Raw genomic sequence first — 21,757 nt, forward strand, 5'->3', positions numbered from 1 at the left:
CAATGGCGAGAAGGTCACACCCGTTCCCATACCGAACACGGAAGTTAAGCTTCTCAGCGCCGATGGTAGTTGGGACACGCGTCCCTGTGAGAGTAGGACGTTGCCAGGCAATTCTAAGACAACCAGAAATGGTTGTTTTTTTGTGTTTTTGAAGATTAATGTATGGAGATCAGTAAATGATAATTGTGCCCATGGGAGAGGAAAAAGGCCTGGACTGGTCACAAAAAAGAATAATTGTGCCCATGGAAGAGGAAAAAAGCCTGGACTGGTCACAAAAAAGAATAATTGTGCCCATGGAAGAGGAAAAAAGCCTGGACTGGTCACAAAAAAGAATAATTGTGCCCATGGAAGAGGAAAAAAGCCTCGACTGGTCACAAAAAGGAATAATTGTGCCCATACAACTGAAAAAAAGCCATGGACGGTAACATAGGAGGACCTAATGTTACCGAAGAAGAAGAAAAAGACCATCGACGGTAACAAAGCAGGGCCGCTCCCAACCCCTATGAAAGCAGTTCATAGCCAGCACAATTCAAAAGCAACCAGTAATGGTTGTCTTTTTTGTGTTCTTAATTTCATCCCTACATATTTTAACTAATGTACGTTTCACAATGACGAGATTTGGAGAAAATCATTAGTAGTGAATCGTTGCATCTACATAAAAAATTCAGTATAATTTAGTCAAATATAGTCAAAGTCAGAGAATGGGGGTGGGAAGATGAGAAACATCTCTGATATTATTGAAAAATATCTTAAACAAGTATTGGAATTAAGTGAAAAGGATCTTGTTGAAATTAAACGAAGTGAAATCGCTGATAAATTTCAATGTGTACCATCTCAAATAAATTATGTAATCAATACCCGTTTTACAATTGAAAGAGGATATATTGTGGAGAGTAAAAGGGGCGGTGGCGGGTATATAAGGATTATGAAGGTTCAATCCCATGACTTGGCCCATTTAATTGATCAATTGCTCTCACTTATACAAGGCAGGGTTAGTCAAACAAGTGCAGAAGATGTCATTTTAAGGCTCGTACAAGAAGAAATTATTTCACAGCGGGAAGCGAAAATTATGTTAAGTGTAATCGATCGTTCCGTTCTTTATATTGATCTTCCATACCGAGATGAATTAAGAGCAAGAATGCTAAAAGCGATGTTAACATCTTTAAAATATAAATAAATTTTTTTCTGAGTAAGAGGTGAAAGTATGATTTGCCAAGAATGTAATCAAAGACCTGCAGCGCTTCATTTTACAAAAATCATTAATGGTGAAAAGACTGAAGTGCATCTTTGTGAAAAGTGTGCTCAGGAAAAGGGAGAAATGTTCATTTTTAATGGGGAATCTGGTTTTGCTTTTAATAATTTATTAGCAGGATTATTAAATATTGATCCGAACTTTCAAAAGCCTAGCCAAAGTCCCTTCCACCAGGAGGAGATTCTTCAATGCAATTCTTGTTCAATGACCTTTCCACAGTTTTTAAAGGTAGGTCGCTTTGGATGCTCCCATTGTTACGAAGCGTTTAAAGAACAACTTATACCAGTTTTAAGACGACTTCATAGCGGGAACTGGACACATAATGGGAAAATACCGAAGAGAATTGGCGGAGGAATCCATCTTCGTAAACAAATTGAAGAATTGAAAAGTAATCTAAAGGAATCCATCCAAAATGAAGAATTTGAAAAGGCGGCAGAGATTCGTGATGAAATACGAAAGTTGGAGAAAAATTTAGCAGCCAGCCACGAGGGAGGGGAATAACATGTCGCTTGAACGATTTCTAAATCAAGCTGTCAGCTCCTGGATGAGTGCGGAAGGACCGGATTCAGATATTGTCCTTAGCTCCCGTATTCGCTTGGCTCGTAACTTTGATGATTATAAATTTCCAACCCTTTTTTCACATGAAGAAGCAAAATTGATTATTGAAAATATGGAAGAAATTTTAAAACAGTCTCCTATTCAAAAGTTTGGCCAAATGGAATTGTTGAAAGTTGAAGAATTACAGCCGCTCCAAAAAAGAGTTTTAGTTGAAAAACATTTAATAAGCCCTCATCTAGCTGAAGATTCACCATATGGGGCAGTTATATTAACCGAAAATGAAGAAGTTAGTATTATGATTAATGAAGAGGATCATATCCGGATTCAATGCTTGTATCCAGGTTTGCAATTATCTGAAGCGTTGGATGCTGCGAATGAAATCGATGATTGGCTTGAGAGTAATATTCAATACGCATTTGATGAAAAACACGGTTATTTAACCAGTTGTCCTACAAACGTTGGAACAGGTCTCCGTGCTTCGGTCATGATGCACTTGCCAGGGTTAATGTTAACACAGCAAATTAATAAAATTATTCCTGCAATTCACCAATTAGGTCTTGTTGTTAGAGGAATTTATGGTGAAGGCAGCGAAGCATTAGGTAATATATTTCAAATTTCTAATCAAATCACACTTGGTAAATCAGAAGAGGACATTGGCCGTGACCTAAGAGGGGTTGTAAGTCAACTCATTTCACAAGAAAGGTCGGCCCGTGAAGCATTACGAAAAACTTCGAACATACAATTAGAAGACAGAGTATTCAGATCGTTAGGTGTGTTATCTAATAGCCGAATTATTGAATCGAAAGAAGCAGCTAGATGTTTATCGGATGTTCGGCTTGGAATAGATATGGGTTATATTGATAAAATGCCTAAGACAATCTTAAATGAATTAATGATACTGACCCAGCCAGGATTCTTACAGCAATATGCTGGGGGTTCATTAAGACCACATGAAAGAGACATCAGACGGGCAGCATTAATTAGGGAACGAATAAAAATGGAGCAAGAAAAATAGGTGGGGAGGAAGAGAATATGATGTTCGGCCGTTTTACTGAAAGAGCGCAGAAAGTTCTAGCTTTAGCACAAGAGGAAGCGATTCGTCTTGGTCATAACAATATTGGAACAGAGCATATTTTATTGGGGTTAACTCGGGAAGGTGAAGGGATTGCTGCGAAAGCCCTTTATGGACTTGGTTTAGGTTCTGAAAAAATCCAAAAAGAAGTAGAAAATTTAATTGGCAAAGGACAGGATGCTTCTCAAACCATTCACTATACTCCAAGGGCTAAAAAGGTCATTGAATTATCGATGGATGAAGCACGAAAATTAGGACATTCCTATGTAGGGACCGAGCATATTCTCCTTGGCTTAATCCGAGAAGGAGAAGGGGTTGCTGCCCGAGTACTTAATAATTTGGGAGTTAGTTTAAATAAGGCAAGACAGCAAGTGCTTCAACTATTAGGAAGTAATGAGTCTGGCGGGCATCAAGGCGGGGCATCAGCAAGTGCTAACACGCCGACGCTGGATAGCCTTGCACGGGATCTAACGTCCATCGCCCGCGAAGGTAGCCTGGATCCAGTTATTGGACGCGGTAAGGAAATTCAACGTGTGATTGAAGTATTAAGCCGGCGGACTAAAAATAATCCGGTATTAATTGGAGAGCCTGGTGTAGGTAAAACAGCCATAGCAGAAGGACTCGCCCAACAAATTGTCAATAATGAAGTACCTGAAATACTGCGTGATAAACGAGTAATGACGCTTGATATGGGGACAGTCGTAGCAGGGACAAAATACCGTGGTGAATTTGAAGATCGTTTGAAAAAAGTCATGGATGAAATTCGCCAAGCAGGAAATATTATTCTTTTCATTGATGAGTTGCATACATTGATTGGTGCGGGTGGTGCAGAAGGGGCTATTGATGCTTCTAATATTTTAAAGCCATCGCTTGCTCGTGGAGAACTCCAATGTATTGGAGCAACCACACTTGATGAATATCGAAAATATATCGAAAAAGATGCCGCTTTAGAACGACGTTTCCAGCCAATTCGTGTTGATGAACCAACAGCGGAAGAATCGATCCAGATTTTAGAAGGTTTACGTGACCGCTATGAAGCCCATCACCGTGTCTCCATTACAGATGAAGCGATTAAGGCAGCTGTTAAACTGTCAGACCGCTATATCTCTGATCGCTTCCTGCCGGATAAAGCGATTGATCTAATCGATGAAGCAGGTTCCAAGGTACGGCTTCGTTCCTTTACCACTCCACCTAATTTAAAAGAATTAGAAGTGAAGCTTGAGGAAGTACGCAAGGAAAAAGATTCTGCAGTCCAGAGTCAAGAATTTGAAAAAGCGGCTTCTTTACGGGATACGGAGCAGCGTTTGCGTGAACAACTAGAGGAAACAAAGAAGAACTGGAAGGAAAAGCAAGGGAAAGAAAACAATGAAGTAACAGTTGAAGATATTGCAAGTGTTGTTTCAAGTTGGACCGGTGTCCCTGTTTCCAAGCTAGCTCAAACTGAGATGACCAAGCTGCTTAATTTAGAGGAAGTTCTCCATTCTCGTGTGATTGGCCAGGAGGAAGCTGTTAAGGCCGTATCTAAGGCTGTCCGTCGTGCTAGAGCAGGATTAAAAGATCCAAAACGGCCAATTGGCTCCTTCGTTTTCTTAGGACCGACTGGTGTAGGGAAAACAGAATTAGCCCGTGCCCTTGCTGAAGCCATGTTTGGTGACGAGGATGCGATGATTCGGATTGACATGTCCGAGTATATGGAGAAGCATTCTACCTCTCGTCTAGTTGGTTCTCCGCCAGGATATGTAGGCTATGAGGAAGGCGGACAATTAACAGAGAAGGTTCGCAGAAAGCCATATTCCGTTGTTTTACTTGATGAAATTGAAAAGGCACATCCAGACGTATTTAATATCCTTTTGCAGGTTCTAGAGGATGGCCGTTTGACTGATTCAAAAGGAAGAACAGTAGATTTCCGTAATACCGTCTTGATTATGACATCAAATGTGGGTGCTGAAGCCTTAAAACGGAACAAGTATGTGGGCTTTAATATTCAGGATGGCGATCAGGATTATAAAGACATGAAGGGGAAAGTAATGGGCGAATTAAAGAAAGCCTTCCGCCCTGAATTCCTGAACCGTATTGATGAAATTATTGTTTTCCATGCGTTGGAGAGAAAGCATCTTGAAGAAATTGTAACTTTACTTTCAGAGCAGTTAATTAAACGCTTAAAAGAACAAAATATTTCTCTAGAATTAACCTCTGCAGCGAAGGAAAAAATTTCTCAGGAAGGTTATGACCCTGAGTATGGGGCAAGACCATTGCGTCGTGCGATTCAAAAGCATATTGAAGACAGACTTTCAGAAGAACTATTAAAAGGAACATTATTAACAGGTCAGCATGCGGTGATCGATGTAGATAATGGAGAATTTATTGTTCGAATGGAAGAGAAAACAAGTTTGGTAAAATAGAAATGTAATCAATTGATGCAATACCATGAGAGGTACACGTGAATAAAGCTAAACCGTGTACCTCTTTTTTTAATTATTTGTAATGTTTCAACGAGAGGATCGAAGTAGAATGGCAAAACGAAAGACAAAGTTTATGTGTCAGGAGTGCGGTTATGAATCTCCAAAGTGGATGGGGAAATGCCCTGGCTGCGGTGAATGGAATAAGATGGTTGAGGAAGTTGAAGTAACTGGTGCAACAAGAAGAGGGGCATTCGCCCATTCCCAAGGCGGATCAGGACTATTAACCAAACCAATGCCGATCAATTCCATTGAAATGGAGAATGAACCAAGGATTCAAACGGACTTAAGTGAATTAAACCGGGTACTTGGCGGGGGTGTGGTCAAGGGATCCTTAGTGCTGATTGGCGGAGACCCTGGAATCGGTAAATCAACGCTTCTGTTACAGGTATCATCGCAATTAGCGAATAAAGGAAATAAGGTTTTATACATATCTGGTGAAGAATCATTACGGCAAACAAAGCTTCGTGCGGAGCGATTAGGAATATCCTCTGAAAATCTCCTCGTTTACTCTGAAACGAATCTTGAGGAAATTAACCGGACCATCGATAGTACAAATCCAAGCTTTGTCATCATTGATTCTATCCAAACTGTATTTCATCCAGATGTAACAAGCGCACCTGGGAGTGTCTCACAGGTGCGTGAGTGTACCTCGGAATTAATGAGAATAGGGAAAACCAAAGGGATTGCAATCTTTATTGTTGGACACGTAACGAAAGAAGGATCGATAGCCGGCCCTAGACTGTTAGAGCATATGGTGGATACCGTCCTCTATTTTGAAGGAGAAAGACATCATACCTATCGAATTTTACGGGCAGTTAAAAACCGTTTTGGTTCAACCAATGAAATGGGAATTTTTGAAATGAAAGAATTCGGTCTTGAAGAAGTGGCAAATCCCTCCGAGATATTTCTAGAAGAGCGTTCACGGGGCGCTGCTGGCTCAACGGTGGTCGCATCGATGGAAGGGACAAGACCGGTCCTCGTTGAAATTCAAGCGTTAATTTCCCCCACTAGCTTTGGGAACCCAAGAAGAATGGCAACTGGAATTGATCATAACCGTGTGCCACTTTTGATGGCAGTTTTAGAAAAGCGGGTTGGGATGCTCCTTCAGAATCAGGATGCATACCTAAAAGTTGCTGGTGGCGTAAAATTGGATGAACCAGCAATTGATTTAGCCGTGGCTGTCAGTATTGCTTCCAGCTTTAGAGATAAACCCACAAGACCAACCGATTGTATTATCGGAGAAGTCGGGTTAACCGGTGAAGTAAGAAGGGTTTCAAGGATTGAGCAGCGTGTCCAGGAAGCGGCCAAGCTAGGATTTGAGCGAGTCATTCTCCCTGCTAATAATCTTGGCGGCTGGAAGGGCCCAAACGGAGTTGAACTCATTGGTGTGAAGTCAGTGAGCGAAGCATTAAAAGCAGCGTTAGGAGGGTAGCAGATGGAGAGTAAAAAGCTTGGTGAACATACCGTAAGTGAAGTTTTACAGTTCCTTGCACCTGGTACACCCATTCGCGAGGGAATCGACAATGTGCTCCGTGCGAACACAGGCGGCCTTATTGTCATTGGTTTTAACGAAAAGGTAAAAAGTATCGTTGACGGCGGCTTTGAAATCAATTGCCCATTTTCGCCCAGCTTTTTATATGAATTAGCGAAAATGGACGGGGCCATCCTCCTCAATGAATTAGGAAATAAAATTCTTTTTGCCAATGCCCAGTTAGCCCCTGATTCCGATATACCTTCCTCTGAAACAGGGATGCGGCACCGCACAGCAGAAAGGGTAGCGAAACAAACAAAAGCCCTAGTGATTGCCATTTCCCAAAGAAGAAATGTCATTACCCTGTATCAAGGGAATTTTCGCTATGCATTAAAAGATATTGCGGTAATTTTAACTAAAGCCAATCAAGCCATTCAGACGCTTGAGAAGTATAAAACCGTTTTGGAACAAAGTATCAGCAATTTGAGTATCCTAGAGTTCGAGGAGTCTGTAACCTATAACGATTTTTTACTGGTTCTCCATCGTTTTGAAATGGTCTTAAAGATTAAGAATGAACTTCTAACCTATTTACATGAGTTAGGAACAGAAGGTCGTCTCATTCGTTTACAATTGAACGAAATATTAACAGATCTCGAAGATGAGACCATGCTCATTATTAAAGATTATGCCTTCGACAGAGACATCAAGGCCAGAGAAGTGATTGGACGGATGCAGGCCATGGCTACGAGTGGTACCATTGAGGATATGGTCTTATTAAAATTGATGGGATACCTTGGCTATGTGCACCTTGATGAGAATAAAGGTCCGCGCGGCTACAGAATTCTTAATAAAATTCCAAGACTTCCATCCATCATTATTGAAAATCTCATCAGCAGTTTTGGTGAGTTTTCAAAAATAATAACCGCAACAGTGGAAGAACTTGATGATGTGGAAGGAATCGGGGAAGTTCGTGCCAAAAAGATTAAGGAAGGCTTTAAATTGATCAAAGATCGGTTATACACCGATCGCCATCTATAAAAGCAATTATATCTAGGTTCCTAAAAGTTAAAAAAATCCAATTGTTTGACACAAAAATTTTCCGATGCTACCCTATGGGGAGAATCTTCAACCTATTAATTTTCACTAACAAACTAAATTTAATACGTTTTGTAATCGAAAAATAATCTGCAAATTAAGGTTTCATTTCCATGAATATGTTTATAATGAATAGAGGAGGTGAAGGAATGTTAAAACGTATTGTGCAGGCTTGCTTCCTCATTATAGGTGGTACGCTTGGTATTTTGTTATTACCGGAATTGTTCAATTTACTTCATATCAATGACATTCCCTTAATTAACAACTCGTATATCACTGCTATTATAGGTGCTATTATTTTTTATCTTATTACCTTTTGGGCAGTAGATTATGTCTTTAACTTTATTAAATGGACTGAAGATTCTTTAGTGAAAGTTCCTGTAACAGATGTTCTTTTTGGTAGTGTAGGTCTAATCTTTGGATTGTTGGTTGCGTTTTTAATCGGCTTTGCCCTGAATGCCGTGCAAGTTCCAATATTAAATGCTGTGGCTCCGATATTACTAACCATTTTGTTTGGTTATCTCGGCTTTCAGGTGGGCTTCAAGAAAAGAGATGAACTTTTAGGTCTTTTTGGAAACCGCGGTAACAAGAAAAAAACCAGTGATGAAGAGAATGATAAGGAAGTTAATCATCCTTTGAAAATATTAGATACGAGCGTTATCATTGATGGGCGCGTTGCTGATATTTGTCAGACCGGATTTTTAGAAGGAACGATTGTTATTCCACAGTTCGTCCTTGAGGAATTACAGCATATTGCCGATTCTTCCGATGTGTTGAAACGAAATCGCGGCCGCAGAGGCTTGGATATATTAAACCGAATTCAAAAGGAACTCGCCATAAAGGTAGAAATTTATGAAGGCGACTTTGAGGAAATTAGTGAAGTGGACTCAAAGCTCGTTAAATTAGCTAAAATAACCAATGGCATCTTGGTCACGAATGATTTTAATCTGAATAAAGTCTGTGAATTGCAAAATGTATCTGTGTTAAACATCAATGATTTAGCAAATGCCGTCAAACCAGTTGTCCTTCCTGGTGAGGAATTAACCGTTCAGGTCATTAAGGATGGAAAAGAATATCATCAGGGCGTTGCCTATTTAGATGACGGTACGATGATTGTGGTCGAGGAAGGTAGAGAATATATCGGGAAAAGAATCGAGGTTCTCGTAACGAGTGTTCTCCAGACATCGGCAGGACGAATGATATTTGCCAAGCCCAAATTATTAGAAAAAGCACTGTAGCTTAAAAAGCGGAAGCGCCTTGCTCAGGGGCGACAAGCATAAGACGAGCCGGCGGGAAGGTCGTTCTTTGACCTTCCCGCTGGATTGGCTGTAGACCATAGAGCCCCTAGGCGCTCCTCAGAAAAGCTAACGCTTTTCTTTCGTGCGAGGCTTCGCTCCGAAGCATAATCTTATGGAGCTAGATTTGATATTAGATAGAGTGGGGTAATGATATGACCTACCAAGTCATTCTCCCGGCAGCGGGCCAGGGAAAAAGAATGGGAGCAGGGAAAAATAAGCTTTTATTGGAACTTAACGGTATTCCTGTTCTAATCCATACATTAAGGGTGTTTGAACAGGATGAAGCTTGCAGCGGGATTATTTTAGCCATTCACCCACAGGATAAACCAGAATTTCAAGTGTTACTCGATCGGTATCGTGTGACGAAGGTTATCAACTTAGTACCGGGTGGAAATGAACGTCAGGATAGCATTTATAATGCTCTTAAATCAGTCGAAACCGACGGGATTATTCTTGTGCATGATGCGGCGCGTCCTTTTATCTTAAAAGAACATATCCACCGTTTAACTGAAATGGCTGAAGAAACAGGTGCAGCCATTTTGGGTGTGCCGGCAAAAGACACCATGAAAAAGATAAATGATGGTGTGGTAGTTGAAACTGTCGAACGTTCAAGCTTGTGGGCTGTTCAAACCCCACAAGCTTTTCGCATTTTGCTGCTTAAGGAAGCGTACGAAAAGGCTGAAAAGGATCACTTTCTGGGAACCGATGATGCTAGTTTGGTTGAGCGGCTTCCCTATCCTGTTGAGGTGGTAGAAGGCGATTACGATAATATAAAATTAACGACACCAGAAGATTTGTTCTTTGCTGAAGCGATAATAGAAAAGCGGAAGCGCCTTAATCAGGGAAAAAAGTAGTTCATTTTTTCCTAGGCGCTCCTCGAAAAAGCTATCGCTTTTCCTTCGTGCGATGCTTTGTTTCCGAAGCTTATTCTTGTGTAGCTAGACAATAGGAAAAAAGGGGTTTTTAATGATGTTTCGAATTGGTCAGGGCTTTGATGTTCATCAATTAACAGAAGGGCGCCCGCTAATCATTGGTGGGATTACAATCCCTTATGAAAGGGGTTTGCTAGGTCATTCGGATGCTGATGTGTTATTACATACGGTTTCCGATGCCTGCCTTGGTGCGATTGGGGAAGGCGATATTGGCAGACACTTTCCAGATACCGATCCAAATTTTAAAGATGCTGACTCCGCGAAGCTGATGGAGCATGTATGGCAATTGGTGAAAAATAAAGGGTACGAGCTTGTGAATGCCGATTGTACAATTATTGCGCAACAGCCCAAGATGGCACCCTATATTGAGCAAATGCGCGGTAGGATTGCGGAATTACTAGAGGCAGCACCTGAACAAGTCAATGTAAAAGCGACAACAACAGAGAAGCTAGGCTTCACTGGCAGAGGGGAAGGCATTGCCTCCCAGGTAGTTGTATTGTTAAAAAAGGTTAACAATTAACCTTTTACAGTGAACGGCACAATGATACAATAAATCAGATAAAAACATATGGTAAAGCTGTCTAGCTCCAGCGCCTAGGGGCTTTTGCTTTTCGAGAATGGAGGCATTATAGTTATGTCAAACGAAGTTCGTGTAAGATATGCTCCAAGTCCAACGGGACATTTACATATTGGAAACGCCCGTACTGCATTATTTAATTATTTATTTGCACGCCATCATGGCGGGAAATTTATTATCCGAATTGAAGATACCGATAAAAAGCGGAATATTGAGGGCGGAGAAGAAAGCCAGTTAAAATATTTAAAATGGCTTGGGATGGATTGGGACGAGGGTGTTGACGTTGGCGGCGAATACGGTCCATATCGCCAATCTGAGCGTAATGATATTTATGAAACCTACTACAACCAATTATTAGCAAATGGCCATGCCTATAAATGTTATTGTACAGAAGCTGAAATCGAAGCCGAGCGGGAGGCCCAGAGCGAAAGAGGAGAAACACCTCATTATTCCGGTAAATGCCGCCATTTAACCGATGAACAGCGCCGTCATTTTGAAAGCGAAGGCCGTCAGCCAAGCATCCGCATCCTCGTACCTGAAGGGAAAACCTATACGTTTGATGATATGGTCAAAGGCAGCGTTTCATTTGAATCGGAAGGGATGGGTGATTGGGTCATCATAAAAAAGGATGGCACCCCGACCTATAACTTTGCTGTAACGATTGATGATTATTTAATGAAAATCTCTCATGTGCTCCGTGGCGATGATCATATTTCTAACACGCCAAAGCAATTGATGGTCTATGAAGCATTAGGCTGGGAGCCGCCAATTTTTGGACACATGACTTTGATTGTCAATGAAAGCCGCAAAAAGTTAAGTAAGCGTGATGAGTCCATCATTCAGTTTATTGAACAATATGAAGAATTGGGTTATATCCCAGAAGCATTATTTAACTTTATTACACTACTCGGCTGGTCGCCGGCAGGTGAAGAAGAAATTTACTCTAAGAATGAGTTTATTGAAATATTTGACGCGAATCGCCTATCCAAATCGCCAGCATTATTTGATAAGCAAAAGCTGTTGTGGATGAATAATCAATATATGAAAAAAATTGAGATGAACCGTGTAGTTGATCTGGCTATGCCTCACTTAATTAAGGCAGGCCGAATAAGTGAAAGCATGACAGATGAACAGTATCAATGGCTTCAAGGACTTGTAGCTCTTTTACAGGAAAAAATGAGCTTTGGTGCTGAAGTCGTGGAATTATCAGATATGTTCTTTCAAGAGGATGCCATCTATGAAGAGGATGCAAAGGAAATATTAACCGGGGAAACTGTTCCAGAAGTGTTAAGGGCATTTTCACATGAACTTGACCAACTGGAAAATTTCCGCGCTGATGGTATAAAGGCAGCCATGAAGGCAGTTCAAAAGTCAACCGGTCAAAAGGGGAAAAATCTATTTATGCCAATTCGTGCTGCGGTAACAGGTCAAACACATGGACCAGACCTGCCAATGGCAATTGAACTTTTAGGTAAAGATAAGGTTCAAACGAGAATTAATAAAATTATTAGTTAACATTGGGGAAGAAATGTAATATAGTAGAGTAAACAATTATATAGTTACTAAAGTGTAGAAGAGGATAAGTAAAAAAAGGATGCTTTAAAGAGAAAACCATCACCGGCTGAAAGTGGTTTAAGCCTCTCGTTTTTTGAAATGCACCTCTGAGCCCTGTTTCGAAAAGAGTCAACTTCTAGTAGAAATGGGCGGAACCTATCCGTTAACAGGTAGAGTGAGACCCATAATAAGCTTTCCGTTACCAAAACGAGCTTTTTCGGTCTAATCAGAGTGGAACCGCGCATAAGCGTCTCTGTCGTTAAGACAGAGGCGCTTTTTTGTTTACCAAACAAAAGGGGGAGAATGGTAATGTTCAAGAAGTTGAGGGAGGACGTTGAGGTTGTTTTTGAACAAGATCCTGCGGCAAGAAGTTATTTAGAAGTCATCTTAACGTATTCAGGCTTGCATGCCATTTGGTCACATCGACTCGCGCATGCACTCTTTAATCGGAAATTCTATTTTCTAGCCAGGGTTATTTCACAAGTAAGCCGCTTTTTTACCGGAATTGAAATTCATCCTGGGGCAAAAATAGGCAGAAGATTTTTTATTGACCATGGTATGGGCGTTGTTATAGGGGAAACGTGCGAAATTGGGGATAATGTAACTATATATCAAGGGGTAACACTTGGTGGAACGGGTAAAGAGAAAGGAAAGCGGCATCCGACGATTAAGGATAATGTCCTGATTGCCACAGGTGCAAAGGTACTTGGTTCGATAACCGTGGGAGAAAACTCCAAAATTGGCGGTGGCTCAGTAGTATTAATAGAAGTCCCCCCTAACTCAACGGTAGTTGGGATTCCAGGGAGAGTGGTGATCCAGGATGGTAGAAGAATTACAAGAGACTTGAATCACTGTGACTTACCAGACCCTGTTGCCGACCGCTTAAGAGAAATGCAAAATGATTTGGATAAGTTAATGCACGAACTCGAAGAATTAAAAGGAGAAAGGATAAAAGTCAATGGCCATTCAACTTTATAATACACTAACGCGCAAAAAGGAAACCTTTGTACCGCTTGAAGAAGGAAAAGTGAAAATGTATGTTTGCGGTCCGACGGTCTATAATTATATTCATATTGGTAATGCACGTCCGGCAATCGTTTTTGATACGGTTCGGCGCTATTTGGAATATCGCGGCTATGATGTTCAATATGTTTCCAATTTTACCGATGTCGATGACAAATTGATTCGTGCTGCCAATCAATTAGGAGAAAGTGTTCCGGCGATTGCGGACCGATTTATCAATGCTTATTTTGAAGATGTGACGGCATTAGGCTGCCAAAAGGCAGATGTTCATCCACGGGTAATGGAAAACATGGACATTATCATTGATTTTATTAGTCAATTAGTCGAAAAAGGCTACGCTTATGAATCTGCAGGGGATGTTTATTTCCGGACAAGAAAATTCGATGAATATGGTAAGCTATCGCATCAATCCATTGATGACCTGCAGGTAGGTGCAAGAATTGAAGTCGGTGATAGGAAACAAGACGACTTAGACTTTGCCTTATGGAAAGCGGCCAAGGAAGGCGAAATCTTCTGGGAGAGTCCGTGGGGACTTGGCCGGCCGGGCTGGCATATTGAGTGCTCGGCAATGGCGAAAAAGTATCTTGGCGAAACCATTGACATTCATGCCGGTGGACAGGATTTGACCTTCCCACATCATGAAAATGAAATTGCCCAATCAGAAGCACTGTCAGGAAAGTTATTTTCTCGTTACTGGATGCACAATGGCTATATCAATATTGATAATGAAAAAATGTCTAAATCATTAGGAAACTTTGTCCTTGTTCATGACATTATTAAAAAACATAATCCGCAAGTGTTACGGTTTTTTATGTTATCCGTTCATTACCGCAATCCGATTAATTACAGCGAGGAATTACTGGAGAGTACGAAAGCAGCATTTGAACGCATAACCACCTCTTATCAAAACTTAAAGCATCGGAAAGAAGCGAGTACTGACTTAACAAGTTCGAATCAGGTATGGCTTGAAAGTATTGCAAAAAGGCAAGAAGAATTTATTGAGGCAATGGATGATGATTTCAATACAGCTAAAGCGATTTCCGTTTTATTCGACCTTTCAAAACTGGCTAATTATTATCTTTTAGAGAAAAATACAGCTGTAGAAGTCATTGATTCCTTTACAAAACATTTTGAAAAGTTATTCCATGTCTTAGGGCTGACATTTGAAAAAGAAGAAATGCTCGATGAAGAAATCGATGCGCTGATTGAAAAGCGAATCCAAGCTCGAAAAGACCGTAATTTCCAATTGTCTGACCAAATAAGAGATCAGCTAAAGGAAATGAATATTATTTTAGAAGATACACCGCAGGGTACAAGGTGGAAAAGAGGCTAATTCATGCTTGAATATGAAAATACAGTGGATGTTAAACAATTGAATAGTCTCGCTCTTGCCTACATGGGTGATGCGATTTATGAAACCTATGTAAGGCGCCACCTCCTCTATAGCGGTAAGGTAAGACCGAATCACTTACACCGCACTGGAACCAGTTACGTGTCAGCAAAGGCTCAAAGCAAAATTCTCTTTCAAATGATGGATCATAAACTGCTTGATGAAGAAGAATTAGCGGTGGTTATGCGCGGTAGAAATGCGAAATCAGGCACTGTTCCTAAAAATACAGATGTCCAAACTTATCACTATAGTACAGCATTTGAAGCATTGATGGGTTATCTGTATTTAACGGGTAAAAAAGAACGTTTAGAAGAGCTTATTAGCAGGGCATTTTCATATGTGGAGCAAAGAAAGGAGGAACGCTAGGATGGAACAACAAGAATATATTGTTGGCAAAAATCCAGTCATCGAAGCGCTTAAATCAGAAAGGGATATTAATAAAATATTAATTGCCGAAGGATCGCAGCGTGGCCAAATGCAGCAAATTACGCAATTAGCCAAAGAAGCAAATGTGATTGTTCAATTTGTTCCTAAGAAAAAAATTGACCAAATCGCGGATGAAAATCATCAAGGAGTTCTTGCCTATGTTGCTGCCTATCAATATGCGGAAATGGATGATTTGTTTGCAGCAGCAGAAAAGAAAAATGAACCGCCATTCTTTTTATTGCTGGACGAAATTGAGGATCCTCATAACCTTGGGTCGATCATGAGAACGGCGGATTCAGTCGGTGCTCATGGCATCATTATTCCAAAGCGTCGAGCTGTCGGCCTAACAGCAACAGTTGCCAAAGCTTCGACAGGTGCGATTGAATATATCCCAGTGGTCCGTGTCACTAATATGGCGCGAACCATCGATGAACTTAAGGAACGAGGTGTTTGGATTGCCGGAACAGATGCAAAAGGCAAAGATGATTACCGAAGATTAGACGGGACGCTGCCACTAGGCTTGGTGATTGGCAGTGAAGGAAAAGGAATGGGAAGACTGATCCGCGATAAATGTGATTTTCTCATCCATTTGCCAATGGTTGGTAAAGTAACCTCGTTAAATGCTTCTGTTGCGGCGGCTTTACTGATGTATGAGGTATATCGAAAACGACACACACTTGAGGGATAGTAATGGATATCCTGCTTGTGGACGGTTACAACATCATCGGAGCCTGGCCTGAACTAAGAGCTTTAAAGGATCATGATTTACCTGCTGCACGGGACCGCTTAGTGGAAAGAATGGCTGAATACCAAGCCTATTCAGGCTTCCGTGTGATTGTGGTATTCGATGCCTATTATGTACAAGGGACGGAAAAGAAGTATAAAAATCATAAAATAGAAGTTATCTTTACGAAAGAAAATGAGACGGCAGATGAGCGGATTGAAAAAATGGCCATTAGTTTAAGTAATCGAAGAACACAAATTCATGTAGCGACTTCCGACTTTACAGAGCAATGGGCTATTTTTGGACAAGGGGCATTAAGGAAGTCTGCACGTGAATTGCTCATTGAAATGTCTTCGATTGAAAGAGGCATCGAAAAGAAAGTGAAAACCATTCAAGAAAAAAGACCCGTTTCTAAAATAAAGATGAGTGCGGAAATGGCAGAAATTTTCGAAAAGTGGCGCAGAGGACAAAAGTGAACGTGGACTAATAAAAAATTGTCATGTATACTATTACTATCTATGCTTGTTCGGTGGAGGGGATCTACTTTGAGTACGGACTTCGGAATAAAGAACAACCAGCAGTTCCTGATAATGGAAGACGAAGGAATTGTTGATTTAGTGCACCAAGGTGATAGTGAAGCATTGGATTATTTAATCCATAAGTATCGTAATTTTGTACGTGCAAAAGCAAGGTCCTATTTTTTAATCGGTGCAGATAAGGAAGATATTGTCCAAGAAGGTATGATTGGACTGTATAAGGCAATTCGTGACTTTCGGGAGGACAAGCTTACCTCCTTCAAGGCATTTGCAGAGCTTTGTATAACTCGTCAAATCATTACAGCAATCAAAACCGCCACAAGGCAGAAGCATATCCCATTAAATTCATACGTTTCATTGGACAAGCCAATCTACGATGAAGAATCGGACCGAACATTAATGGATGTTTTGTCAGGAACAAAGGTTCTTGACCCAGAGGAACTGATTATTAATCAGGAAGAATTTGACCATATCGAAGTGAAAATGACTGAATTATTAAGTGATTTAGAAAGGAAGGTATTGGCTCTCTACTTAGATGGTCAATCATACCAAGAGATTTCTGAAGAGCTAAACCGCCATGTGAAATCAATTGATAATGCTCTGCAGCGTGTCAAAAGAAAGCTGGAAAGATATTTAGAACTTCGTGAATTTTCACTTTGATGATTAAATATGTCATATAATTGAACCGTTTCCAAGGGTTATTGACAATAATTAGGACTCATGTTACATTTTTAAGGATATAATAGAAAATTGGGTAAAGGTGTCGACTATGAGTAAAAAAGTAATCCTTTCCTGTGCTGATTGCGGCTCGCGAAATTATTCGACGATCAGCAAGCAGACACAAACAGAGAGATTAGAATTGAAAAAATTCTGCAAAACCTGCACCACCCATACCATTCATAGAGAAACGAAATAATGATCATAGATTTTTGCAGATATTTATAGATTTTGGGGGTTACAGAAATGCAGCGCATAACTAAATTCTTCAGTGATATTCTCCGTGAGATGAGAAAAGTTAGCTGGCCAAAACGTGGGGAACTAACTCGCTCGACACTTACTGTACTATCGACCGTTGTTTTTTTTGCAGCGTTCTTTGCGGTTCTAGATTTAGGGATTTCAAAATTGATTCGCTTAATTCTTGAATAATAAATCCACTTTCATGGTATAATGGTGATTAATAAAGGAATTTTTATCTAAAGCCCGTTTCACGGGTTTTTTGTTTGTTTGGAAATCATGAAGTAATTATTATGGATATCTTGGAATAGTTCTCTGAATCCAGCTCCAGCGCCCAGCGGCTAGTGGACTTCGCTCTCCGCCCTACGATAAGTCAACATCGAATCGCTAACGCTCTCCGTGTTTCCTTTATCTCAGTTGGAGTGCTCCAGTCCATACGCAGCTAAACGGGCGCTTGCGCCTTTTGTTTTTGAATAAGAAATAGGGAGGGACGGACGTTCAAGTCCTCTTAAATGGAAAAAAATTGGTATGTTTTACATACTTACTCAGGTTATGAAAATAAGGTAAAAGCGAATTTAGAAAAACGAGTCGAATCGATGGGTATGACAGATAAGATTTTCAGAGTGGTTGTCCCTGAAGAAGAAGAGACTGAGATCAAAAATGGCAAGACAAAAGTAGTAAAGCGCAAAGTGTTCCCTGGTTATGTATTAGTTGAAATAGTAATGACTGATGATTCTTGGTATGTGGTTCGGAATACGCCGGGTGTAACCGGCTTTGTTGGTTCATCTGGTGGTGGATCGAAGCCTACTCCATTGCTTCCGGAAGAAGTTGTCGTTATTTTAAAACGCATGGGGGTTTCCGAAAATCGCGTCGATGCTAATTATGAGATTGGTGAAACAGTTCGCGTGAAGGAAGGCCCATTTGCGAACTTTACTGGGTCTGTGGAAGAAATGGATAAGGATCGCGCAAAACTGAAGGTTCTTGTCAATATGTTTGGCCGTGATACCCCGGTAGAACTGGATTTCACACAAATCGAGAAGCTAGATTAAGACAAGCAGAAGCGCCTCAATTGCGGCGATATTCAAAGAAAATAATGTTATATTGTAAAAAAACTTGAAATCATTTTTAAAAAGTGGTAATATTTCATAGGTCAGTATGTCTCCTTGTGAGACAAGACTTATGTCAAGTTCTTTATGATCAATAGATAAAGACAGATGCCTGAGTGGGAGGATTCCTAACGGATTCCTATTACCACATCACGGACTTTAAGGAGGTGTGTCTCGTGGCTAAAAAAGTAATTAAAGTCGTTAAATTACAAATTCCTGCTGGGAAAGCAAACCCTGCGCCACCAGTTGGTCCTGCACTAGGTCAAGCCGGTGTTAATATCATGGGATTCTGTAAAGAATTTAACGCTCGTACAGCAGATCAAGCTGGTTTGATCATTCCTGTTGAAATCACGGTATTTGAAGACCGTTCATTTACATTTATTACGAAAACTCCTCCTGCTGCCGTTCTTTTGAAAGTAGCAGCTGGAATCCAGTCTGGTTCTGGTGAACCAAACCGTAATAAAGTAGCAACAGTAAAGCGTGATACAGTACGCGAGATTGCGGAACAAAAAATGCCTGACCTAAACGCAGCTAGCGTTGAAGCAGCAATGCGCATGGTCGAAGGTACTGCACGCAGCATGGGTATCGTCATCGAAGACTAATTCATGTAACTGTTCGTGTTGAATGAGTGGGGTTGCGTTTCTGCGCAACCTTTATTCGTGGGAGAGTAATTCGCTAAAACCACAATCTAGGAGGAAATAAAAATGGCTAAAAAAGGTAAGAAGTATTTAGAAGCTTCAAAGCTTGTAGATCGCCTAAAGGCATATCCAATTGCAGAAGCAATTGATCTTGCTAAAAAAACAAACTTCACTAAATTTGATGCAACTCTAGAAGTAGCATTCCGTTTAGGTGTTGACCCTAAGAAAGCTGACCAACAAATCCGTGGTGCAGTTGTACTTCCAAACGGAACTGGTAAAACGCAACGCGTTCTAGTTTTCGCTAAGGGTGAAAAAGTAAAAGAAGCAGAAGCAGCTGGTGCTGATTATGTAGGTGATGCAGAGTACATCAACAAAATCCAACAAGGTTGGTTTGAATTTGATGTAATCGTAGCAACTCCTGATATGATGGGTGAAGTTGGTAAACTTGGTCGTGTATTAGGACCTAAAGGTTTAATGCCAAACCCTAAAACAGGTACAGTTACATTTGATGTGACTCGTGCGATTAATGAAATTAAAGCTGGTAAAGTTGAATACCGCGTTGACAAGTCTGGTAACATTCACGTGCCAATCGGTAAAGCATCTTTCGAAAACGAGAAGCTTGTTGAAAACTTCAACACTATCTTTGAAACTATGGTAAAAGTGAAACCATCTGCAGCAAAAGGTACTTACATGAAGAATGTAACTGTTGCTTCAACAATGGGACCTGGCGTTAAAGTTGATCCTTCATCTGTAGCAGTTAAATAAATTTTACCAATTGACAATCTAGTATAGATTTTATATAATCTATTTTGTTGTTTAAAATAATAACATTTGTACTGAAGACAGCAGGTGCGCTAGGCGCGCTTAATTTCCTGCCGAGGTAATGCTATAGAATTGGCTGAATTATTCAGCTGTTGTATGCTGCCTCCATGTCACCGATTGATATGGAGGTTTTTATTTGCCTAGTATGAATGTAGACAATCTACAGGAGGTGTAAAGATGAGCAGTGTAATCGAACAAAAGCAACTAATCGTTAACGAAATTACTGATAAGTTAAAGAACAGTGTATCAACAGTTGTTGTTGATTATCGTGGTCTTTCAGTTGCAGAAGTAACTGAACTTCGTAAACAACTTCGTGAAGCAGGCGTTGAATTTAAAGTTTACAAAAACTCAATGGTTCGCCGTGCGGCTGAAGCTGCTGAACTTGCTGGATTAAACGCTGCATTAACAGGCCCTAACGCAATTGCGTTCAGTACTGAAGATGTAGTAGCACCAGCTAAGATCTTGAATGACTTTGCGAAAAAACATGAAGCACTTGAACTTAAAGCGGGTGTAATTGAAGGAAACGTTGCAACAGCCGAAGAAATTAAAGCTCTTGCAGACCTACCATCACGCGAAGGTTTACTATCTATGTTACTCAGCGTACTACAAGCTCCAATCCGCAACCTTGCTCTTGTTACAAAAGCAGTTGCAGAACAAAAAGAAGAACAAGGCGCGTAAGTTAGCCTGAATACGCACATCAAATAAATTTGAACGAAAACTAAGGAGGAAATTTATCATGACTAAAGAACAAATCATTGAAGCAGTTAAAACTATGACTGTTTTAGAACTTAACGATCTAGTAAAAGCAATCGAAGAAGAATTCGGCGTAACTGCTGCAGCTCCAGTTGCAATGGGTGGCGCAGCTGTAGCGGCTGTTGAAGAACAAACTGAATTTGATGTTATCCTAGCTAGCGCTGGCGATCAAAAAATCAAGGTTATCAAAGTTGTTCGTGAAATCACTGGTCTTGGACTTAAAGAAGCAAAAGACCTTGTTGACAACACACCAAAAGCTGTTAAAGAAGGCGTTTCTAAAGAAGAAGCTGAAGAAGTTAAAGCTAAACTTGCTGAAGTTGGAGCAAACGTTGAAGTTAAGTAATAATCTTATAAAAAAGCTCGCTGTATAAGCGGGCTTTTTTTGCCTTAACTAAATTTTTAGTCCTCGTTTATCTTCAATTATTAATATTCCTCGGAGGTGAGTCAGTTGTCTGAACACTACTATTCTCGAACGCAGAAGGTTGAAAGTGACCCGAAATTTTGGGATTACACTTTAAAAAATAACCAGTTCCGTTTTAAAACGGATAACGGTGTTTTTTCAAAAAGAGAAGTAGATTTCGGCTCACGTTTATTAATTGAGTCTTTTGAAATGCCGAATGCAGATGGATTACTCCTGGATGTAGGCTGCGGCTATGGACCAATTGGTCTTTCGATTGCGAAATCTTACCATGATCGTATGATACATATGATTGATGTTAATGAACGGGCAATTGCTTTGGCGAAGGAAAATGCAGAACTTAATCGGATACAGAACGTTAAGATATATGAAAGTGATCGTTTGCTGAATGTAAAAGAAAACACGTTTGCTGCTATTTTAACAAATCCACCGATTAGAGCGGGGAAAAAAACGGTTCATGATATTTTTGAACAAAGCTTCGAGCATCTTACATCTCAGGGAGAGCTCTGGGTTGTCATTCAAAAGAAACAAGGAGCACCATCCGCAATTGAAAAATTAAATAATTTATTTAACCACGTCGAAACTATTGACAAATCCAAAGGTTATTTTGTCATAAAGGCACAAAAAAGTTGACTTGAAAATGTCACTATGATAGCATTATAAAATGCCATCATAATAATTTCCGAATTATTCCTT

At 40.4% G+C, this 21,757-nt stretch carries 26 protein-coding genes, 1 rRNA gene and 2 other annotated features; all 27 genes read left to right on the forward strand.

The genetic code is table 11. The features are described 5' to 3' along the window. Positions 1-109 (forward strand): 5S ribosomal RNA (gene rrf / locus J7E63_RS00990); the annotation flags it as partial. A 67-nt stretch (positions 110-176) separates the two neighbouring features. Then, positions 177-425, forward strand: coding sequence for a hypothetical protein (locus J7E63_RS00995; RefSeq protein ID WP_215009913.1), 249 nt, complete (start codon positions 177-179; stop codon positions 423-425). Positions 426-439: 14 nt separating this feature from the next. Further along, positions 440-595: a hypothetical protein gene (locus tag J7E63_RS01000; protein ID WP_215009914.1), complete on the forward strand. Its 156-nt coding sequence runs from the start codon at positions 440-442 to the stop codon at positions 593-595. A gap of 120 nt (positions 596-715) precedes the next feature. Further along, a complete protein-coding gene (locus J7E63_RS01005) occupies positions 716-1,177 on the forward strand; it encodes a CtsR family transcriptional regulator (RefSeq protein WP_088084955.1) in 462 nt (153 codons plus the stop codon). Between the two features lie 27 nt (positions 1,178-1,204). Beyond that, positions 1,205-1,753 carry a protein-arginine kinase activator protein McsA gene (gene mcsA, locus J7E63_RS01010; RefSeq protein ID WP_215009915.1) on the forward strand — a complete coding sequence of 183 codons (549 nt, stop codon included), beginning with the start codon at positions 1,205-1,207 and terminating at the stop codon, positions 1,751-1,753. A 1-nt stretch (position 1,754) separates the two neighbouring features. Beyond that, entirely contained in the window at positions 1,755-2,825 is a 1,071-nt protein-coding gene (mcsB, locus tag J7E63_RS01015; protein WP_215009916.1) for a protein-arginine kinase McsB, read from the forward strand. 17 nt (positions 2,826-2,842) lie between these two features. After that, positions 2,843-5,284, forward strand: a complete 2,442-nt coding sequence (clpC, locus tag J7E63_RS01020) for an ATP-dependent protease ATP-binding subunit ClpC (RefSeq protein WP_215009917.1) — start codon at positions 2,843-2,845, stop codon at positions 5,282-5,284. 109 nt (positions 5,285-5,393) lie between these two features. Next, entirely contained in the window at positions 5,394-6,776 is a 1,383-nt protein-coding gene (radA, locus tag J7E63_RS01025) for a DNA repair protein RadA (protein ID WP_215009918.1), read from the forward strand. 3 nt (positions 6,777-6,779) lie between these two features. Continuing rightward, positions 6,780-7,853, forward strand: a complete 1,074-nt coding sequence (disA, locus tag J7E63_RS01030; protein WP_215009919.1) for a DNA integrity scanning diadenylate cyclase DisA — start codon at positions 6,780-6,782, stop codon at positions 7,851-7,853. Between the two features lie 206 nt (positions 7,854-8,059). Continuing rightward, complete coding sequence (locus J7E63_RS01035; RefSeq protein ID WP_215009920.1) at positions 8,060-9,148, forward strand: PIN/TRAM domain-containing protein; 1,089 nt, start codon at positions 8,060-8,062, stop codon at positions 9,146-9,148. A gap of 212 nt (positions 9,149-9,360) precedes the next feature. Then, positions 9,361-10,062 carry a 2-C-methyl-D-erythritol 4-phosphate cytidylyltransferase gene (gene ispD / locus J7E63_RS01040; protein ID WP_215009921.1) on the forward strand — a complete coding sequence of 234 codons (702 nt, stop codon included), beginning with the start codon at positions 9,361-9,363 and terminating at the stop codon, positions 10,060-10,062. Between the two features lie 115 nt (positions 10,063-10,177). Continuing rightward, complete coding sequence (ispF, locus tag J7E63_RS01045) at positions 10,178-10,660, forward strand: 2-C-methyl-D-erythritol 2,4-cyclodiphosphate synthase (protein WP_215009971.1); 483 nt, start codon at positions 10,178-10,180, stop codon at positions 10,658-10,660. Between the two features lie 114 nt (positions 10,661-10,774). Further along, the gene (gltX, locus tag J7E63_RS01050; protein WP_215009922.1) at positions 10,775-12,232 is read left to right on the forward strand and encodes a glutamate--tRNA ligase; all 1,458 of its coding nucleotides are present in this window, start codon (positions 10,775-10,777) and stop codon (positions 12,230-12,232) included. Between the two features lie 46 nt (positions 12,233-12,278). Beyond that, positions 12,279-12,529: a binding site (T-box leader), on the forward strand. Positions 12,530-12,580: 51 nt separating this feature from the next. Further along, entirely contained in the window at positions 12,581-13,249 is a 669-nt protein-coding gene (gene cysE / locus J7E63_RS01055; RefSeq protein WP_374193691.1) for a serine O-acetyltransferase, read from the forward strand. Further along, a complete protein-coding gene (cysS, locus tag J7E63_RS01060) occupies positions 13,230-14,627 on the forward strand; it encodes a cysteine--tRNA ligase (protein ID WP_215009924.1) in 1,398 nt (465 codons plus the stop codon). The genes cysE and cysS overlap by 20 nt, the downstream gene beginning before the upstream one ends. A gap of 3 nt (positions 14,628-14,630) precedes the next feature. Then, entirely contained in the window at positions 14,631-15,050 is a 420-nt protein-coding gene (locus J7E63_RS01065; protein ID WP_215009925.1) for a Mini-ribonuclease 3, read from the forward strand. Between the two features lies 1 nt (position 15,051). Beyond that, on the forward strand, positions 15,052-15,798 hold the full coding sequence (rlmB, locus tag J7E63_RS01070; RefSeq protein WP_215009926.1) for a 23S rRNA (guanosine(2251)-2'-O)-methyltransferase RlmB: 747 nt from the start codon (positions 15,052-15,054) through the stop codon (positions 15,796-15,798). A 2-nt stretch (positions 15,799-15,800) separates the two neighbouring features. Further along, positions 15,801-16,310, forward strand: a complete 510-nt coding sequence (locus J7E63_RS01075; RefSeq protein ID WP_214716663.1) for an NYN domain-containing protein — start codon at positions 15,801-15,803, stop codon at positions 16,308-16,310. A 42-nt stretch (positions 16,311-16,352) separates the two neighbouring features. Then, positions 16,353-17,030: an RNA polymerase sporulation sigma factor SigH gene (gene sigH / locus J7E63_RS01080; RefSeq protein WP_215009972.1), complete on the forward strand. Its 678-nt coding sequence runs from the start codon at positions 16,353-16,355 to the stop codon at positions 17,028-17,030. Positions 17,031-17,139: 109 nt separating this feature from the next. Next, on the forward strand, positions 17,140-17,286 hold the full coding sequence (rpmG, locus tag J7E63_RS01085) for a 50S ribosomal protein L33 (protein WP_088084971.1): 147 nt from the start codon (positions 17,140-17,142) through the stop codon (positions 17,284-17,286). A gap of 47 nt (positions 17,287-17,333) precedes the next feature. After that, positions 17,334-17,516 (forward strand): preprotein translocase subunit SecE, encoded by a 183-nt coding sequence (gene secE / locus J7E63_RS01090; protein ID WP_215009927.1) that lies wholly within the window; start codon positions 17,334-17,336, stop codon positions 17,514-17,516. A gap of 320 nt (positions 17,517-17,836) precedes the next feature. Beyond that, on the forward strand, positions 17,837-18,373 hold the full coding sequence (gene nusG / locus J7E63_RS01095) for a transcription termination/antitermination protein NusG (RefSeq protein ID WP_214716665.1): 537 nt from the start codon (positions 17,837-17,839) through the stop codon (positions 18,371-18,373). Between the two features lie 233 nt (positions 18,374-18,606). Beyond that, on the forward strand, positions 18,607-19,032 hold the full coding sequence (rplK, locus tag J7E63_RS01100) for a 50S ribosomal protein L11 (RefSeq protein WP_007085303.1): 426 nt from the start codon (positions 18,607-18,609) through the stop codon (positions 19,030-19,032). A gap of 102 nt (positions 19,033-19,134) precedes the next feature. Beyond that, positions 19,135-19,833: a 50S ribosomal protein L1 gene (rplA, locus tag J7E63_RS01105; RefSeq protein WP_088084974.1), complete on the forward strand. Its 699-nt coding sequence runs from the start codon at positions 19,135-19,137 to the stop codon at positions 19,831-19,833. Positions 19,834-19,886: 53 nt separating this feature from the next. Next, positions 19,887-20,034 (forward strand) — a sequence feature (ribosomal protein L10 leader region). Between the two features lie 33 nt (positions 20,035-20,067). Continuing rightward, on the forward strand, positions 20,068-20,568 hold the full coding sequence (rplJ, locus tag J7E63_RS01110; RefSeq protein ID WP_088084975.1) for a 50S ribosomal protein L10: 501 nt from the start codon (positions 20,068-20,070) through the stop codon (positions 20,566-20,568). Positions 20,569-20,626: 58 nt separating this feature from the next. Further along, on the forward strand, positions 20,627-20,986 hold the full coding sequence (gene rplL / locus J7E63_RS01115; RefSeq protein ID WP_098933846.1) for a 50S ribosomal protein L7/L12: 360 nt from the start codon (positions 20,627-20,629) through the stop codon (positions 20,984-20,986). Between the two features lie 105 nt (positions 20,987-21,091). Continuing rightward, the gene (locus tag J7E63_RS01120) at positions 21,092-21,694 is read left to right on the forward strand and encodes a class I SAM-dependent methyltransferase (protein WP_215009928.1); all 603 of its coding nucleotides are present in this window, start codon (positions 21,092-21,094) and stop codon (positions 21,692-21,694) included. The last annotated feature ends 63 nt before the right edge of the window (positions 21,695-21,757 follow it).

The sequence above is a fragment of the Bacillus sp. ISL-75 genome (assembly GCF_018613095.1).

What these genes read in the sequence shown, in the direction of transcription:
- J7E63_RS00995 (WP_215009913.1), top strand. Translation starts at nt 177, where the DNA reads ATGATAATTGTGCCCATGGGAGAGGAAAAAGGCCTGGACTGGTCACAA.
- J7E63_RS01000 (WP_215009914.1), top strand. Translation starts at nt 440, where the DNA reads ATGTTACCGAAGAAGAAGAAAAAGACCATCGACGGTAACAAAGCAGGG.
- J7E63_RS01005 (WP_088084955.1), top strand. Translation starts at nt 716, where the DNA reads ATGAGAAACATCTCTGATATTATTGAAAAATATCTTAAACAAGTATTG.
- mcsA (WP_215009915.1), top strand. Translation starts at nt 1,205, where the DNA reads ATGATTTGCCAAGAATGTAATCAAAGACCTGCAGCGCTTCATTTTACA.
- mcsB (WP_215009916.1), top strand. Translation starts at nt 1,755, where the DNA reads ATGTCGCTTGAACGATTTCTAAATCAAGCTGTCAGCTCCTGGATGAGT.
- clpC (WP_215009917.1), top strand. Translation starts at nt 2,843, where the DNA reads ATGATGTTCGGCCGTTTTACTGAAAGAGCGCAGAAAGTTCTAGCTTTA.
- radA (WP_215009918.1), top strand. Translation starts at nt 5,394, where the DNA reads ATGGCAAAACGAAAGACAAAGTTTATGTGTCAGGAGTGCGGTTATGAA.
- disA (WP_215009919.1), top strand. Translation starts at nt 6,780, where the DNA reads ATGGAGAGTAAAAAGCTTGGTGAACATACCGTAAGTGAAGTTTTACAG.
- J7E63_RS01035 (WP_215009920.1), top strand. Translation starts at nt 8,060, where the DNA reads ATGTTAAAACGTATTGTGCAGGCTTGCTTCCTCATTATAGGTGGTACG.
- ispD (WP_215009921.1), top strand. Translation starts at nt 9,361, where the DNA reads ATGACCTACCAAGTCATTCTCCCGGCAGCGGGCCAGGGAAAAAGAATG.
- ispF (WP_215009971.1), top strand. Translation starts at nt 10,178, where the DNA reads ATGTTTCGAATTGGTCAGGGCTTTGATGTTCATCAATTAACAGAAGGG.
- gltX (WP_215009922.1), top strand. Translation starts at nt 10,775, where the DNA reads ATGTCAAACGAAGTTCGTGTAAGATATGCTCCAAGTCCAACGGGACAT.
- cysE (WP_374193691.1), top strand. Translation starts at nt 12,581, where the DNA reads ATGTTCAAGAAGTTGAGGGAGGACGTTGAGGTTGTTTTTGAACAAGAT.
- cysS (WP_215009924.1), top strand. Translation starts at nt 13,230, where the DNA reads ATGGCCATTCAACTTTATAATACACTAACGCGCAAAAAGGAAACCTTT.
- J7E63_RS01065 (WP_215009925.1), top strand. Translation starts at nt 14,631, where the DNA reads ATGCTTGAATATGAAAATACAGTGGATGTTAAACAATTGAATAGTCTC.
- rlmB (WP_215009926.1), top strand. Translation starts at nt 15,052, where the DNA reads ATGGAACAACAAGAATATATTGTTGGCAAAAATCCAGTCATCGAAGCG.
- J7E63_RS01075 (WP_214716663.1), top strand. Translation starts at nt 15,801, where the DNA reads ATGGATATCCTGCTTGTGGACGGTTACAACATCATCGGAGCCTGGCCT.
- sigH (WP_215009972.1), top strand. Translation starts at nt 16,353, where the DNA reads ATGCTTGTTCGGTGGAGGGGATCTACTTTGAGTACGGACTTCGGAATA.
- rpmG (WP_088084971.1), top strand. Translation starts at nt 17,140, where the DNA reads ATGAGTAAAAAAGTAATCCTTTCCTGTGCTGATTGCGGCTCGCGAAAT.
- secE (WP_215009927.1), top strand. Translation starts at nt 17,334, where the DNA reads ATGCAGCGCATAACTAAATTCTTCAGTGATATTCTCCGTGAGATGAGA.
- nusG (WP_214716665.1), top strand. Translation starts at nt 17,837, where the DNA reads ATGGAAAAAAATTGGTATGTTTTACATACTTACTCAGGTTATGAAAAT.
- rplA (WP_088084974.1), top strand. Translation starts at nt 19,135, where the DNA reads ATGGCTAAAAAAGGTAAGAAGTATTTAGAAGCTTCAAAGCTTGTAGAT.
- rplJ (WP_088084975.1), top strand. Translation starts at nt 20,068, where the DNA reads ATGAGCAGTGTAATCGAACAAAAGCAACTAATCGTTAACGAAATTACT.
- rplL (WP_098933846.1), top strand. Translation starts at nt 20,627, where the DNA reads ATGACTAAAGAACAAATCATTGAAGCAGTTAAAACTATGACTGTTTTA.